We start from the raw sequence: 13,891 nt of genomic DNA, 5'->3' as shown, positions 1-13,891 counted from the left end.
GTGAGTAGTGTTAACGTAAATTACGAAGTAAGTGCGGTTGAATTTGACCCTTTTGCCGGGCCGGCAATTTGTTTGGTGGCGCCTGCTACCGAATCGCAGGTTGAGATCTGGACGTCGTGCCTTATAGGTGGATCGGATGCCAGTTGTGCTTATAACGATTCTGCTTCGCTGATGTTAACGGGCATTTTTGATAACCAGGCGATGCAAAAAGCATTGCAGGCATTAAGTGACCGGCATGAGGCGTTACGCACGGTATTCAGTGGCGACGGTAAGCATATTTGCGTTTGCGAGCAGATAGATGTGAGTATTAGTTATCATGATCTGTCGCAGCAAAATGATGATCAGCACAAAGCTTTCATTAAAAACTTTGCAAGGCAAAATGCGATCACCCCGCTCGACCTCATTAACGGCCCCCTGTTTAAAACCGCCATATTCAAATTAAGCAACACCGAACATTACATAACCCTGCTGACGCACCATATCATTTGTGATGGCTGGTCGGTAGGGATCATTCTGCAGGATCTGAGTCAATTGTATACCGCATTTGCCAAAGGCGAACAACCAAACCTCCCTGCGGCACCCCGTTTCAGCACTTATGCGATAGCGGAAACCCATCTAACGGAAGGAGAAGACTACAACGAAACCGAGCGCTACTGGCTTGAACATTTTAAGGGCAGCAACCATCTGCTTAATATGCCGACAGACAATCCGCGCCCGGCTTTACGTACTTACAAAAGCCAGCGTGCCGATTTTAACCTGGATGCGCCGTTGGTAGATGATATCAAAAAAATGGGACGTAAGGCGGGCAGCAGCTTTGTAAGCACGCTGCTTACTGCTTTTGAAGTGTTTTTGCAGCAGGTTACCGGACAGGACGAGATCATTATTGGGTTACCCGCAGCCGGTCAATCGGCTACAGGAAACTATAGCCTGGTGGGTCATTGCATGAATTTGCTGGCACTACGGAGCCAGCCCGATGGCAATAAAACCTTTATTGAATACCTGAAAGTGCGCAAAAGCGAGATACTGGATGCTTATGATCATCAGCAATACACTTTCGGCACACTGCTAAAAAACTTAAACATCCCACGGGATGCCTCGCGCCTGCCCTTGGTTCCGGTGGTGTTTAACATCGATATTGGTATGGATGAGGGAGTTGATTTTTACCAATTAAAGCATCGCTATATCAACAACCCGCGCGAATATGAAACGTTCGAGATCTTTCTGAACATTACGGATAACAAAGGCCCGTTAACCGTAGAATGGTCTTACAACAGCCAGCTTTTCGAGGCGGCAACCATTGCCCGTATGATGCAGCAATTTGAACACCTGCTGCGCGAACTGGTTAAGTCACCGCAAGTCACTATCGGGAAGTTGCCGCTAATGCGCTCAGCCGAATTGCTCGACCAACTTAAAGCCTGGAATGATACCACGATGGCTTATCCTAAAGAAAAGCCCTTGCATCAGCTCATCAGTGAAAGCGCTGCAAAACACGCTGATCGTATCGCACTAAAATTTGGGGCGGAAGAATTAACTTACAAACAACTTGATCAGAAAGCCAACCAATTAGCAGCAGTGCTGATAGCGAACGGGGTTAAGCCCGGCGATAAGGTGGGCATCTCGCTTGATCGGTCACCAGAAATGGTAATTGCATTGCTGGCCATTATGAAATCGGGCGGCGTATATATCCCGCTCGATCCGGCTTTTCCGCTCAACCGCATTAACTACATGCTGGCCGATTCAGCTGCTGTAGTGCTATTAACATCAAAAAAGTATAAGGGCAAATATGCATCAAATGCTCATGAACTATTGTTGGAAGATGTTTGGCCGCAGTTAAGCAACTATCCGGTTACCGACCCTGCAGTTTATATAAACAGCCAAGATCTTGTTTATATTTTATACACATCCGGCTCAACCGGGATGCCGAAAGGCGTGCAAATTGCGCACTACAATGCAGTTAACTTTTTGTACAGCATGCAAAAGGCACCGGGGTTAACAGCTGCCGATAAGTTACTTGCCGTAACCACCATCAGTTTTGATATTGCCGGGTTGGAACTGTTTTTACCATTAATAACCGGTGCACAAATTGTATTGGCAGACACAGCCGAGGCTAAAGATGGTTACGCACTTCTGGACATCATCAACCGCGAAAAAATTACGGTAATGCAGGCCACGCCTTATACCTGGCGCATTATGCTGGAGGCGGGCTGGGATAAAGAGTCGATAAAAGTGATCTGCGGGGGCGAGGCATTGCCAATGGAACTGGCCACACGCATTCTTGCGCGCGCGTCATCATTGTGGAATGTTTACGGGCCAACAGAAACTACAATCTGGTCGACACTAAAACAGATTACAACTTATGATAAAATCATTACTATAGGCCGCCCTGTTGCCAATACAAGGGTTTACGTGCTTGATAAGTTTTTAAACCCTATAGCGCCCGGTGCTGCAGGCGAACTTTATATTGGCGGAGACGGCGTAGGTACCGGATACCTGAACCAGCCCGACCTTACTAACGAAAAGTTTGTTACCGACCCATTCGCTGCAGAAGCAGGTTCAAAAATGTATCGCACCGGTGATCTGGCTAAGTTTACCGCTACCGGTGAGCTCGTTTACCTGTCAAGGATTGATGCCCAGGTAAAGATAAGGGGATACCGGATTGAAACAGGCGAGATTGAATTTAACCTGGCTAAGGATACCGACATTAAACAGGTAGTAGTTTTGGCCAGGCCTGATGCTAACGGCGTAGACAAACTGGTAGCTTACGTTACCTTTAACGATGAGGCCAAAGGCCAGGATTTTACGGAATGCACTAACTTTTGGCGAAGCCTGCTGCGCGGCGCGGTACCCGATTACATGGTGCCGGATAACTTTGTACATGTTGAGGCTATGCCACTGACACCCAATGGTAAAGTAGATAAAAAAGCGCTGCTTGCCGAAGGTCCGGTACCCACAGAACAAACCAGCCAATTTGTGGCACCACGTACAGATGTAGAAACCCTGGTGGCAGATATTTGGAAAAAGCACCTCGGCATTGAGCAAATTGGAATCTATGATAACTTTTTTGAGTTAGGCGGTCACTCGCTAATTGCCGTTAAGGTAATGGCAAACATTGAAAAAGAAACCGGCAAACGCCTGCCGCTGGCCATACTATTTGAAAATTCTACGGTAGAGAAACTGGCTTTGACCCTGCAAATGGACGGCAAATCGGTAACCTGGGATTCGCTGGTGCCCATAAAACCCAAAGGCAGCAAAACGCCCATTTATATTGTACATGGTGCAGGGTTAAACGTATTGTTGTTTAATACACTGGCAACGCACATGGACCCGGATCAACCGGTGTATGGCATGCAGGCAAAAGGGCTTAATGGCATTGATGAACCGCTTAACCGTATCGAAGATATTGCGGCTCATTACATTGCCGCTATACGGGTGCAAAACCCCGACGGGCCGTATGCACTGGCAGGGTTTTCATTTGGTGGGATAATTGCTTTCGAAATGGCCAAACAATTAGAAGCCCTAAACCTGAAAGTAACTATGCTGGCTATGTTTGATACTTATGCCTATCGCACGCCCTTTTATGATTCGATGGCGGTACAATACTTTAAACGTGGTTTATATTTTGTACGTAGGTTGTGGTATTCACTTACTTTTCAGGAGGGTTTTGAACGGACCATGCGGCTCCGCGCCAAGTCACTTAAGCGCAGTGTTATGCGACTGTCCTGGAAGCTTAACCCGGTCAAAAATCAGGAAGAGCAAATCGGCTTTTTTGGCTATTCCAACAAGATTGATGAGATGAACGAAATAGCCCAGCTACATTACCGCATCCAGCCGTATGACATAGCGGTAGAGCTTTTTCGTGCCGAAGTACGTTCGTTTTACCTGGATGACTTTGTATACATGGGCTGGAAACCGTTCGCGCTTAGGGGCGTTAACATCCATCCCATTCCCGGCGAGCACAATACCATTTTTAAAGCCCCTAACGACCAGGTGTTTGCCCGGATTTTGCAAGAACGTTTAAACGCCATGGATAAAAAATAGTGGCAGGAACAGTTCACAATCAAGATTTGGCCGCGGTGCAATGGCAACCTGCAACCGGCGATGTTAATACTATACCTCAAAGTAACCAGGTAGATGTTTGGCGGGCGCAAATAAGTTCCAATATCGAATTAATTCCAACCCTATCGGCAACGTTTACAGCGGGCGAAATTGTTCGGGGCAGCAAGTACTACCGCGAATCCGACCGTCAACGATTCGCCGTCAGCAGGGGTGCGCTACGTTTTATTCTAAGCCGCTATTTAAATATCCATCCGTCCGAAATCGAATTTTCACAAACAGGCGAAAAGAAGCCTTACATTGCAAATGACGATACCGGTTTGCAATTTAACCTGTCCCATTCGGGTGATTGGGTATTACTGGCAATAGCAAAGCAACACGTTGGTACAGACATCGAGTACCTTGACCCGGATTTCCATTTTGACGATATTATTCCCGAACATTTTAGCGAAAAAGAGGCGATTAGTATAAACACATCCGATAAAATTGCAAATTTTTATAAATTTTGGACCAGGAAAGAAGCTTTTTTAAAAGCCACCGGCCAGGGTTTGGGCGAACATTTAAAAGTAACTTCCGCCCTTGATGGCTACAATGACCTGCCGACCGAACTGACCGGCCACAAAGAGCGGTGGAATACCTTAAGTTTTAACGTAACGGAGGATTACACCGGTAGCGTAACGGTAAAAGAACCTGATCCCCGTTTTCTATTCTGGGATTGGCGGTTAATTAATCCTGTTTAACCAAAGACACTATGGTGTCTTGTCGTTGGGGCTGCAACCGTTTGATCTCTCTCACCACTATACTTGTCTTTGCCCAATCTTCGGGGTGTTGATTCAGCACCAGTTTGGCGGTATCGGCGTGGTTGTAGTATTTTACAATATTGTTTTGCAGAGCTGGGGTAAGGTTTTTGTAATTTTGCTTTTTTAAAGTCGCAAGCAATTTACCGTAAGTTTTATCGGCAAGCGGGTATTCGCCAATGCGGGTAAGGTTTCCGGTATCAAAGTCGATATCCGGCAGGTTAAAGCCCGGCTGGCCAACATGGCCCAAAGCGGTTCGGTAGTTTTGCACAATGGCAATAAAACTTTTTGCAAACAGCTTTTGCCCTTCATCGCCAGGCGATTGAAACTTAAGCGTTTTCAGCGGCCCCACTTTTGGTAATATCCCAATAATAGCTACAGCAACCCGGGCAAAAAATTTTGATTGCTTGTGCTCTTTACCGTATTGCAGATCAAACGAGCGCCGGCTAAGTTTATACTTAAATTTCTTAACGGTCATGCCAGGGTTCAGTTTGATAATTTCATCCTTATTTGCTTTGTAGGCCGCTTTGGTAAGCACCGGAAACAGGTTGCGCACACCCCATCTCATTGTATTTATAGACGAATTTATGTTAGAGAATATTGAACTCAGTTCCTGGCCATAGGTTTCATAGAAGGCTTTTTCAAGAACCGGTACCGCTATATTAAAACCAATAAAATCCTGGTAACCTTCTGAAGTATAATTACCCTCCCCTATCTGCAATACATCATAGGCAAACTCCAGCCGGCTGTGCGAAGTATGATCATTATGATAAGTAACTACGTTGCCAAATTGCTTTTGCAGTTTAGGGTAAACCAACGGAACATTACGGTTGGTAGACATGGAATGGCCGTACTTATCAGCCATATAATGCGATAACGCACCCAGGGCAAACGAATATTCATTTAAGTTTTGCGCATCGCGGATCAAAGCTTCTACAAAATCGCCGCTGCGTACATAATGCACCAGATCAGTAAAAAAACCATTACCAAATGGCATGTATCCCATATCAGATACAATGCTGCCTCCATAAGCGTAAGAATGCGCTTTCAGCAATTCTTCCCGTGTAGCATTAGGGTATTTTTGCTTCAGCATCGGGATCAGTACTTCTTTCCAGGATGCATCTATAATAGCTTCATGCGCAAGTAAAGAATAGGCTTTTGACGTTACCGACGCCAATATGAACGTAAAGGTGACAACTAAGGATCTGATTATAACTGTTGGCGACATGCAATTATGTAGAAATATTGGATTATAACCTTACGATAAGGTTAAAGTTTTACGCAATTGCCAAACAACGCAATTTGTTACGCAGGCGTTACCTACGCTCGTTATAAACACCAAGCTCCGCAATGGAAGCTGGTTTTTCCGATTTATCTATCCATACCCTTACTTTACTGCCGTACACTTTATCAAAGCGGTTTACCTTTACGCGTGATTTTTTCTCGTTTTTGTTGATGGGTTTCCAAACACCGTTTTGCAGGTACTCTAAACGGTAGGCAGTTATATTCTCAGCTTTCTCGGTTAGGGTAATAGTATTAAACTCCTCATCCTTACCAAAATCAACCTCATACCATGGATTAGCAACCGATTTACTCGACACCCATGAGCTAGTAAAATCGTCATCGTTGGCAAAATCCGAAATGTCCATATCCTCGCTCCAGCTGGAATTGGCGGGTTTGTTTTTAGCGATGTTTGTAGAAATGATCGGCGCGCCTGTGGGGGCCAGCTTTGGTGCGGGTCCTTCATGTTTCCATAGCTTGCCAATTTCTTTTAATGCGGTAAGGGCGTTATCATCAAAAAGCCCGTCGCGGTTAGGGGCAACGTTCAGGATGAAATTACAATCTACATTGTTAAGCGCGGTTAGTTCGGCAACCATTTTAGCCGGATCTTTTACCGCGGTGGTTGGAAAATTTGTTTTCCAGAACCAGCTCGATTGTAACGGCAAACACGCCAGGGCGGGCATGCGGTTGGTTTCTTTAGAGATACGCTGGCCGGCGCCCATTTCGTAGGTCTTGATATCGCTGTAGTATAAACCTTCAGCAGGATATTTGGCACCATTCAGGTCCATCAGCACACACTCGGGCTGTATCGATTTGATGAGGTGGTACACATCTTCAAACGGGATATCATCATAAGAAATACGCGACCATGGAGCATCCCATCCGTCGATGATTATGGCTTCTATCTTCCCGTATTTCGTCAGCAGTTCGGTTAGCTGTGCCTTTACCATCTCAAAATGCTTTTTGGTGATCTGGTGCGGGCGCAGTTTATGGTGCGTATCCAATATACTGTAATACAGCATCACCTTTAGGCCATTAGCACGAAAGGCATCGGCATATTCTTTGACCACATCCCTTTTCAACGGACTATTCATTACGTTGTAATCGGTGGTTTTGGTATCCCAGATACAGAAGCCACTGTGGTGCTTGGTGGTTAAGCATCCATAGGTCATGTTGGCAGATTTTGCCGCTTTAGCCCACTGGTCGGCGTTAAGCTTTTTAGGATTGAACAAAGCCGGCGATGCTTCCGGATCAGGCCAGTCGGCATCCGCATAAGTAGGAATATTGTAGTGGATGAACATCCCAAACTTCAGGTCGACAAATTTTTGCTGCAATTCACTTAACGATTTGGTTTGGGCCGTTGCAGTTAACAACACGTTTAAAAAAAGCATACAGGTAAGCAGTGTGTTTTTCATGGCGATAGCAGTAAAGATTACATGGCTAACATACGGCTTATCGAATTTATTCCGACAAATAATATCGAAATCGTTGTAGCAAATTGAAATCAAAAACTATTGCAGGCTGTTACTTTATCAATGAACAATATCACTGTAATTATCGAAAGCCCTAAGGGCAGCGGCCAGAAATACGATTTTGAACCGGAATTAAACCGCTTTAAGCTGCACAAAATGCTGCCGGCCGGGCTGGTGTTTCCGTTTGACTTTGGCTTCATCCCGGAAACAAAAGGAGAAGATGGTGACCCGCTGGATGTGATCGTGCTATCTGAGTTAGGTAGCTTCACAGGCTGTGCAATGGATGTACGGATCATCGGCGCATTGGTTGTAGAGCAAACCGAACGCGACGGCAGTACAATGCGTAACGACCGGTACCTTGCAGTACCTGGCGTTGCACAGCAATTTAGCAATGTCAATTCCATCAACCAACTGCCGCCGGCTATCGTGAACCAATTGGAGCATTTCTTTAAAAATTACAATGAACAAGCCGGCAAGGAATTAAAAATCCTGAACCGAATCGATGCGGCTGAAGCATACGATTTAATTATCAGCAACCTGCAAAAGCAACCTTAAAACAATTGCAACTTTGTTGATTTAATGTAAGGTATCGCTTATATCGCTGTATAATTTAAGATAAATCGAATTCTAAATGTAATAATGTTGCATTTATAATTACCTTTGAATTATAAACAACAACAATGGCGTTAAAACTGGATAACATTGGTATAACAGCATCTGCCCTTTGCGCAATACACTGCGCTGCTGTGCCGATATTTTTTACCAGTTTGCCAATTTTGGGTTTAGGATTTTTAGCCAATCCCTGGGTAGAATGGACAATGATACTCCTGGCGCTGTTTATTGGCATTGCGTCAATTGGTAATTCCTATCTGCGTTCTCACCATCGCATGTTGCCAATTGCGTTACTCGCTGCGGGTTTTGCTATTATAATGGCAGGCCATATTTTTGCACATGGCTGGTTAGAGGCTGTAATAGTACCTATTGGCGGCATTACCATCGCGATAGCGCATTTTATCAACTATAAATATGCAGGCACCTGCCAGGCAGGCAATAGCTTTCTGCATGTTAAACATGACCATAAGCATGATAATATAGCGGCTTAATTATACCTTTAATAAATGTCATCAGTAAAAAACAAATACCAGTTTGAGGACCTGCTGGATAAGCACCAACTTAAAAAAACTGCTGCACGGTTAAGGGTATTGTCTATGATGTATTCAAAAAACACTGCTACCTCACAACCCGACCTGGAAAGCGTGATGCAGGATATTGACCGGGTTACCCTTTACCGTATACTGAGCGTATTTGAAGAGAAAGGCATTATACACAAAGTGTTCGATTTGAACGGAACCGCCAACTATGCCGTTTGCCATTCGGATTGCGAAGCTAACCACCACCATGATGAGCATGTACATTTCAATTGTACAGCCTGCTATAACGTGTATTGCTTAAACGAATTAACCTTGCCCGATTTAAAATTGCCAGCCGGATTCCGTGCAGAAGGCTTTACGCTGTACGCATCGGGCTTGTGCCCAACATGCAGCAAAAAGGTTAGCTAATTAAAGGATATCAGGTGCTAAAAAAGGTTATGCCTAAACCCCCACTTTATCAAGTATCAGGTCGTTTTGGAAAATTTTAGTGTACTTGCGCCTGTCGAATTTATAAAGTTTAGCTGCGCGGTATGATACGCCTTTTTGCTTCTCATCCAGCTCTTTCAGGAAACCATAGCTCAGCATCTTTTTACGGAAGTTACGTTTATCCAGCTTCTTGTTTAGTACCGCTTCGTAAAGGGATTGCAGTTGAGTCAGGGTAAATTTTTCGGGCAATAACTCAAAGGCTATCGGCTGGTAGTTTAACCGGCGTTTTATCTTATTAAAGCCTGTAGTAAAAATCTCGCTGTGATCAAATGCGAGTTTAGGTAATTCATTTACCGGGTGCCAGAAAGCGTTTTTGGCATACTGTGTTACCGGCTTTACTTCTTTTTGCCCGTTGATACGGATCAGGGCGTAATAAGCCACGGTTATCACCCTTCCCTGCGGGTGGCGGTTTACCTCGCCAAAAGTATGGAACTGCTGCATGTGCAGATCACGCAAGCCCGTTAATTCATAAAGGATACGTTCGGCGGCATTATCGATACTTTCGTCTTGTTCAACTATATAACCGGGCAGTGCCAGCCAGTCTTTGAAGGGTTCTTCGTTACGCTCAATAAGCAGAATTTTTAGTTCGCCGGCCTCAAATCCAAATATTACGCAGTCGATAGAGAATACTGAGTCAAATGTAGGTAACTTTACTTCCAAGAGTTGATCGATTATATGATTGTTTAAAGATATACCGTTAAATCTATATCTAAAAAAAAATAAATAAATTTAATGGTGTAAATTTGACACACTATATTCGTGCCTACAAATTTACTTGTGTAAAGATGCGTAAAATTTCAAAGATAGCGGTTCTTACCTCAGGCGGGGATGCACCAGGGATGAACCCCTGCATCCGCGCGGTTGTACGTACCGCCATATATAATGAATTAGAAGTTGTTGGGGTGCGCCAGGGCTACCAGGGCCTGATAGATAATAACATGTACGATATGAGCACCCGCTCTGTTAGTAACATCTTAAACCTGGGCGGTACCATACTTAAAACTGCCCGTTGCCTGCCCTTCCGCAGCGATGAGGGAATGGAGCTTGCTTACCAGAATTTAAAAGCACAGGGCATAGATGCTATTGTAGTTATAGGTGGCGACGGTACGTTTACCGGCGCGCTGCGCTTCTCAAAAAAATATCCGGACATTGCTGTTATTGGCGTGCCCGGAACAATTGACAACGACCTTTACGGATCTACCTACACCCTTGGTTTTGACACCGCTACAAATACTGTGGTAGAGGCGATAGATAAGATCCGCGATACTGCCGATGCGCACGACCGTTTGTTTTTTATTGAAGTGATGGGCCGCGATTCGGGCGCTATTGCCTTGCGTGCAGGGATCTCATGCGGTGCAGAGGCTATCTTATTGCCGGAGCGTGCTACCGCTATTGAGAACCTGATAGATAATTTGAAGGCCGGACAGCTTAATAAAAAATCATCCAGTATTGTTATAGTTGCCGAAGGCGATAAAAGCGGCGGCGTGTATGACGTTGCGGAAGCGGTTAAAAAACAGGTAAAATTTTACGATATAAAAGTTACTATATTAGGCCACCTGCAACGAGGTGGCAGCCCGTCGGCGTTTGACAGGATCCTGGGCAGCCGTTTAGGCTTTGCCGCGGTAAACGCGCTGATAGCCGGCAAAACGCAGATGATGGTAGGGCTGGAAGCCAACCACATTAAATTGACAAGCCTGGAAGAGGCGCTAAATCATCATCAATTTAAGTTAGAGGACGATTTGATGCAGATGTCAGAAATATTATCGATATAAATGATTGCAGTTGTATACAGTGGATCAAACAATGCCGGCTGGCGACTTTCATACAAAGGCCGTACTGTTGCTTCATTCAATACCAATGCTATCAATCCTTATTTCAACGACGAGAAGTATATCGTTCAGCTACTCAATAAAAACATTAACCTTATCCACCACGCCGAAGAAATAAGACGGATCTATTTTTACGGAGCCGGCGCCTCTTCAGACGATTTAAGGCAGGTTATTTATAATGCACTGTCATCCTTTTTCAAATTCGCCAAAGTTACCGTTGGGCATGACATTGAGGCAGCCGCTATTGCCTGCTGTAAAAACAGCCCGGGCATTGTGAGTATTTGTGCAAGCGGATCTAACGCAGCCTGGTATGATGGCAAAAAGGTAAAACCTAATAACTATGGTTTAGGCTACATCCTGGCCGATGAGGGTAGCGGTAATTGGCTGGGCAGGCAACTGATAAAGGGCTTTATGAGCGAATCATTGCCTTTAAATCTGCGTAAAAAGTTTGTACACCGCTACGATGCCGACCGCAAAACCTTGCTGGAAAAAGTATACCGGCAAAAACAACCCGCACTGTTCCTGAGTTCGTTCAGTGATTTTTTTCTGGACAATAAAGACGATGTTTACCTGCAAACTATAATTAAGACCGGCTTTGGTAAGCTTATTGATACTTGTATATTGCCATTGCAGGGGCAACACCCGGATGCACCTGTACATTTTGCAGGATCGGTAGCGGCAAATTTTCAGGACCTGCTGTATCAAGCCGCCGAGGCAAAAGGGGTTAAAATAGCTGCAATTATTAAAGAACCTATAAATAATTTATTATCGTATTATTCTAATAAAAATTAAAAATCATGAAAATAGGAATTAACGGCTTTGGCCGTATCGGCCGTTTAGCTTTCAGGGCTGCAATTGAAAGAGAAGGCGTTGAAGTTGTTGGTATCAACGATTTGGTTGAGCCGGATTACATGGCTTACATGTTGAAATATGACTCGACCCACGGACAATTCAAAGGTACTATTGCTGTTGAAGGCGGCCACCTGGTTGTAAACGGTAAAACTATCCGTGTTACTGCCGAAAAAGACCCTGCAAACCTTAAATGGGATGAAGTTGGTGCAGAAGTGATCATCGAATCTACCGGGTTATTTTTAACTCAGGATACTGCACAGAAACACATTGATGCAGGTGCAAAAAAAGTGGTAATGAGCGCGCCGGCTAAAGATGATACCCCTACTTTTGTAATGGGTGTTAACCATAAACTATTAAAGGCAGAACAAACTATCGTTTCAAACGCGTCATGTACTACTAACTGTTTAGCCCCTATCGCTAAAGTGTTAGATGATAAATTTGGTATCGAAGAAGGTTTGATGACTACCGTACACGCAGTTACAGCTACTCAGAAAACAGTTGACGGCCCATCGGCTAAAGACTGGAGAGGCGGCCGTGGCGCTTATCAAAATATCATCCCTTCATCAACAGGTGCTGCTAAAGCAGTTGGTTTGGTATTGCCACAGTTAAAAGGTAAGTTAACCGGTATGAGCTTCCGTGTTCCGGTTGCCGATGTATCAGTAGTTGACTTAGTTGTGCGTTTAAAAACTTCAACCACCTACGAAGGTATTAAAGCTGCCATGAAAGAAGCTTCTGAAGGCGAATTGAAAGGCATATTAGGCTACACCGAGGATGAGGTTGTATCTGAAGACTTTAAAGGCGATGCTCGTACATCAATTTTTGATGCTAAGGCCGGTATCGCATTGAATGACAACTTTGTTAAAGTAGTATCATGGTACGATAACGAGTGGGGTTATTCAAACAAACTGATTGACCTTGTTCAAGAGATCGGCAAGATCTAATATCAGGCCTTCCCATATATTGCAAAGCCCCGGTGTACACATCGGGGCTTTGCTTTTTTGTCCTTGTCCATAAAACTTTTAACAGTTTTAATAGCTTATTATAACGCTATGAAAGATATTATCGACCGATACAAAGTAACCAGCCCTAAAAACTTCAAATTAAGCGATTATGATACAGCCGAGCACGACGGTTATGATAAAGATACGGCTGGTGAACTTTTGGCCGATTTGATAGCAGATACAGCAAAGCTGCAAACCGAGCTTTACGCTGCCAACAAGCATTCTTTGCTTATTATTTTCCAGGCGATGGATGCTGCCGGTAAGGATAGCGCTATTGCCCATACCATGTCGGGTTTAAACCCTCAGGGTTGCCAAGTGTTCAGTTTTAAGCTGCCAGGTGCCGAAGATTACGAACACGATTTTTTATGGCGCCATTACAAGTCTCTCCCGGAGCGCGGCCGCATCGGAATCCATAACCGGTCTCATTACGAAAATGTGCTGGTCACTAAGGTCCATCCGGAGTTTATTCTGAAAGAAAACCTGCCTGGCATCAACAGTGTAAAAGATATCAGCAAAAAATTCTGGAGCAAACGTTATGAAAGCATTCGCAATTTTGAAAATCACCTCACAGACAATGGTACTGTGATTATCAAATTTTACCTGAATTTATCTAAGCAGGAGCAAAAAGAGCGTTTTCTAAAACGGATTGACGATGCCGAAAAGAACTGGAAATTTGCCTCAGGAGATTTGGTTGAACGTAAGCATTGGAAAGATTATATGGATGCATACGAAACCGCTATCAAAGAAACCAGCACTGACAAAACGCCCTGGTATGTGATACCGGCAGATAAAAAGTGGTTTACCAGGATAGCAATATCTACCATTATCAGGCACACCCTTAAGAGCTTAAAGTTATCATACCCCGCACTGCCTGAAGAAGAGATGCAGAAACTAAAACAATCCAGGCAAGCGTTGGAGAATGAATAGTCATTTTTGCTCAATATACTTCAGATAAGTAAAGCGCAAATT

At 44.4% G+C, this 13,891-nt stretch carries 12 protein-coding genes; 9 read left to right on the top strand and 3 right to left on the bottom strand.

Annotated elements, in window-relative coordinates:
• Positions 1 to 4,038, top strand: a complete 4,038-nt coding sequence (locus ACE5CV_RS11050; protein ID WP_374950231.1) for an amino acid adenylation domain-containing protein — start codon at positions 1 to 3, stop codon at positions 4,036 to 4,038.
• On the top strand, positions 4,038 to 4,793 hold the full coding sequence (locus ACE5CV_RS11045; protein ID WP_374950230.1) for a 4'-phosphopantetheinyl transferase family protein: 756 nt from the start codon (positions 4,038 to 4,040) through the stop codon (positions 4,791 to 4,793). Before ACE5CV_RS11050 ends, ACE5CV_RS11045 begins: the two co-directional genes overlap by 1 nt.
• Here the strand turns inward: ACE5CV_RS11045 and ACE5CV_RS11040 are convergent.
• A complete protein-coding gene (locus ACE5CV_RS11040) occupies positions 4,780 to 6,078 on the bottom strand; it encodes a zinc dependent phospholipase C family protein (protein ID WP_374950229.1) in 1,299 nt (432 codons plus the stop codon). The two genes, ACE5CV_RS11045 and ACE5CV_RS11040, sit on opposite strands and share 14 nt — an antisense overlap.
• 88 nt (positions 6,079 to 6,166) lie before the next feature.
• On the bottom strand, positions 6,167 to 7,546 hold the full coding sequence (locus ACE5CV_RS11035) for an alpha-L-fucosidase (RefSeq protein ID WP_374950228.1): 1,380 nt from the start codon (positions 7,544 to 7,546) through the stop codon (positions 6,167 to 6,169).
• Between the two features lie 120 nt (positions 7,547 to 7,666).
• On the opposite strand from ACE5CV_RS11035, the gene ACE5CV_RS11030 reads away from it, so the two are divergent.
• The 3 genes from ACE5CV_RS11030 to ACE5CV_RS11020 all read left to right on the top strand — a co-directional run bounded on the left by ACE5CV_RS11030 (position 7,667) and on the right by ACE5CV_RS11020 (position 9,162).
• Complete coding sequence (locus ACE5CV_RS11030; RefSeq protein WP_374950227.1) at positions 7,667 to 8,158, top strand: inorganic diphosphatase; 492 nt, start codon at positions 7,667 to 7,669, stop codon at positions 8,156 to 8,158.
• A gap of 125 nt (positions 8,159 to 8,283) precedes the next feature.
• The gene (locus ACE5CV_RS11025) at positions 8,284 to 8,706 is read left to right on the top strand and encodes a MerC domain-containing protein (RefSeq protein ID WP_374950226.1); all 423 of its coding nucleotides are present in this window, start codon (positions 8,284 to 8,286) and stop codon (positions 8,704 to 8,706) included.
• A gap of 15 nt (positions 8,707 to 8,721) precedes the next feature.
• A complete protein-coding gene (locus ACE5CV_RS11020) occupies positions 8,722 to 9,162 on the top strand; it encodes a Fur family transcriptional regulator (protein ID WP_374950225.1) in 441 nt (146 codons plus the stop codon).
• Between the two features lie 33 nt (positions 9,163 to 9,195).
• On the opposite strand, the gene ACE5CV_RS11015 is transcribed toward ACE5CV_RS11020, so the two are convergent.
• Positions 9,196 to 9,900, bottom strand: a complete 705-nt coding sequence (locus ACE5CV_RS11015; protein WP_374950224.1) for an NUDIX domain-containing protein — start codon at positions 9,898 to 9,900, stop codon at positions 9,196 to 9,198.
• A 125-nt stretch (positions 9,901 to 10,025) separates the two neighbouring features.
• Here ACE5CV_RS11015 and pfkA point away from each other — a divergent pair, with 125 nt between their 5' ends.
• The 4 genes from pfkA to ACE5CV_RS10995 all read left to right on the top strand — a co-directional run bounded on the left by pfkA (position 10,026) and on the right by ACE5CV_RS10995 (position 13,849).
• Positions 10,026 to 11,012 carry a 6-phosphofructokinase gene (gene pfkA / locus ACE5CV_RS11010; RefSeq protein WP_374950223.1) on the top strand — a complete coding sequence of 329 codons (987 nt, stop codon included), beginning with the start codon at positions 10,026 to 10,028 and terminating at the stop codon, positions 11,010 to 11,012.
• Complete coding sequence (locus tag ACE5CV_RS11005) at positions 11,013 to 11,861, top strand: hypothetical protein (RefSeq protein ID WP_374950222.1); 849 nt, start codon at positions 11,013 to 11,015, stop codon at positions 11,859 to 11,861.
• A gap of 5 nt (positions 11,862 to 11,866) precedes the next feature.
• The gene (gap, locus tag ACE5CV_RS11000) at positions 11,867 to 12,862 is read left to right on the top strand and encodes a type I glyceraldehyde-3-phosphate dehydrogenase (protein WP_374950221.1); all 996 of its coding nucleotides are present in this window, start codon (positions 11,867 to 11,869) and stop codon (positions 12,860 to 12,862) included.
• Between the two features lie 108 nt (positions 12,863 to 12,970).
• Positions 12,971 to 13,849 (top strand): polyphosphate kinase 2 family protein, encoded by an 879-nt coding sequence (locus ACE5CV_RS10995; protein WP_374950220.1) that lies wholly within the window; start codon positions 12,971 to 12,973, stop codon positions 13,847 to 13,849.
• Positions 13,850 to 13,891: the final 42 nt, after the last annotated feature.

Source organism: Mucilaginibacter sp. (assembly GCF_964263795.1).
GTDB lineage: Bacteria > Bacteroidota > Bacteroidia > Sphingobacteriales > Sphingobacteriaceae > Mucilaginibacter.
Note: the sequence above shows the minus strand (reverse complement) of the source record. Positions and strands in the feature narration are given on the sequence as shown.

Bases quoted from the DNA above. Each gene is read 5' to 3' on its own strand.
- ACE5CV_RS11040 (WP_374950229.1), bottom strand. From the start codon at position 6,078: ATGTCGCCAACAGTTATAATCAGATCCTTAGTTGTCACCTTTACGTTC.
- ACE5CV_RS11035 (WP_374950228.1), bottom strand. From the start codon at position 7,546: ATGAAAAACACACTGCTTACCTGTATGCTTTTTTTAAACGTGTTGTTA.
- ACE5CV_RS11030 (WP_374950227.1), top strand. From the start codon at position 7,667: ATGAACAATATCACTGTAATTATCGAAAGCCCTAAGGGCAGCGGCCAG.
- ACE5CV_RS11025 (WP_374950226.1), top strand. From the start codon at position 8,284: ATGGCGTTAAAACTGGATAACATTGGTATAACAGCATCTGCCCTTTGC.
- ACE5CV_RS11020 (WP_374950225.1), top strand. From the start codon at position 8,722: ATGTCATCAGTAAAAAACAAATACCAGTTTGAGGACCTGCTGGATAAG.
- pfkA (WP_374950223.1), top strand. From the start codon at position 10,026: ATGCGTAAAATTTCAAAGATAGCGGTTCTTACCTCAGGCGGGGATGCA.
- ACE5CV_RS11005 (WP_374950222.1), top strand. From the start codon at position 11,013: ATGATTGCAGTTGTATACAGTGGATCAAACAATGCCGGCTGGCGACTT.
- gap (WP_374950221.1), top strand. From the start codon at position 11,867: ATGAAAATAGGAATTAACGGCTTTGGCCGTATCGGCCGTTTAGCTTTC.
- ACE5CV_RS10995 (WP_374950220.1), top strand. From the start codon at position 12,971: ATGAAAGATATTATCGACCGATACAAAGTAACCAGCCCTAAAAACTTC.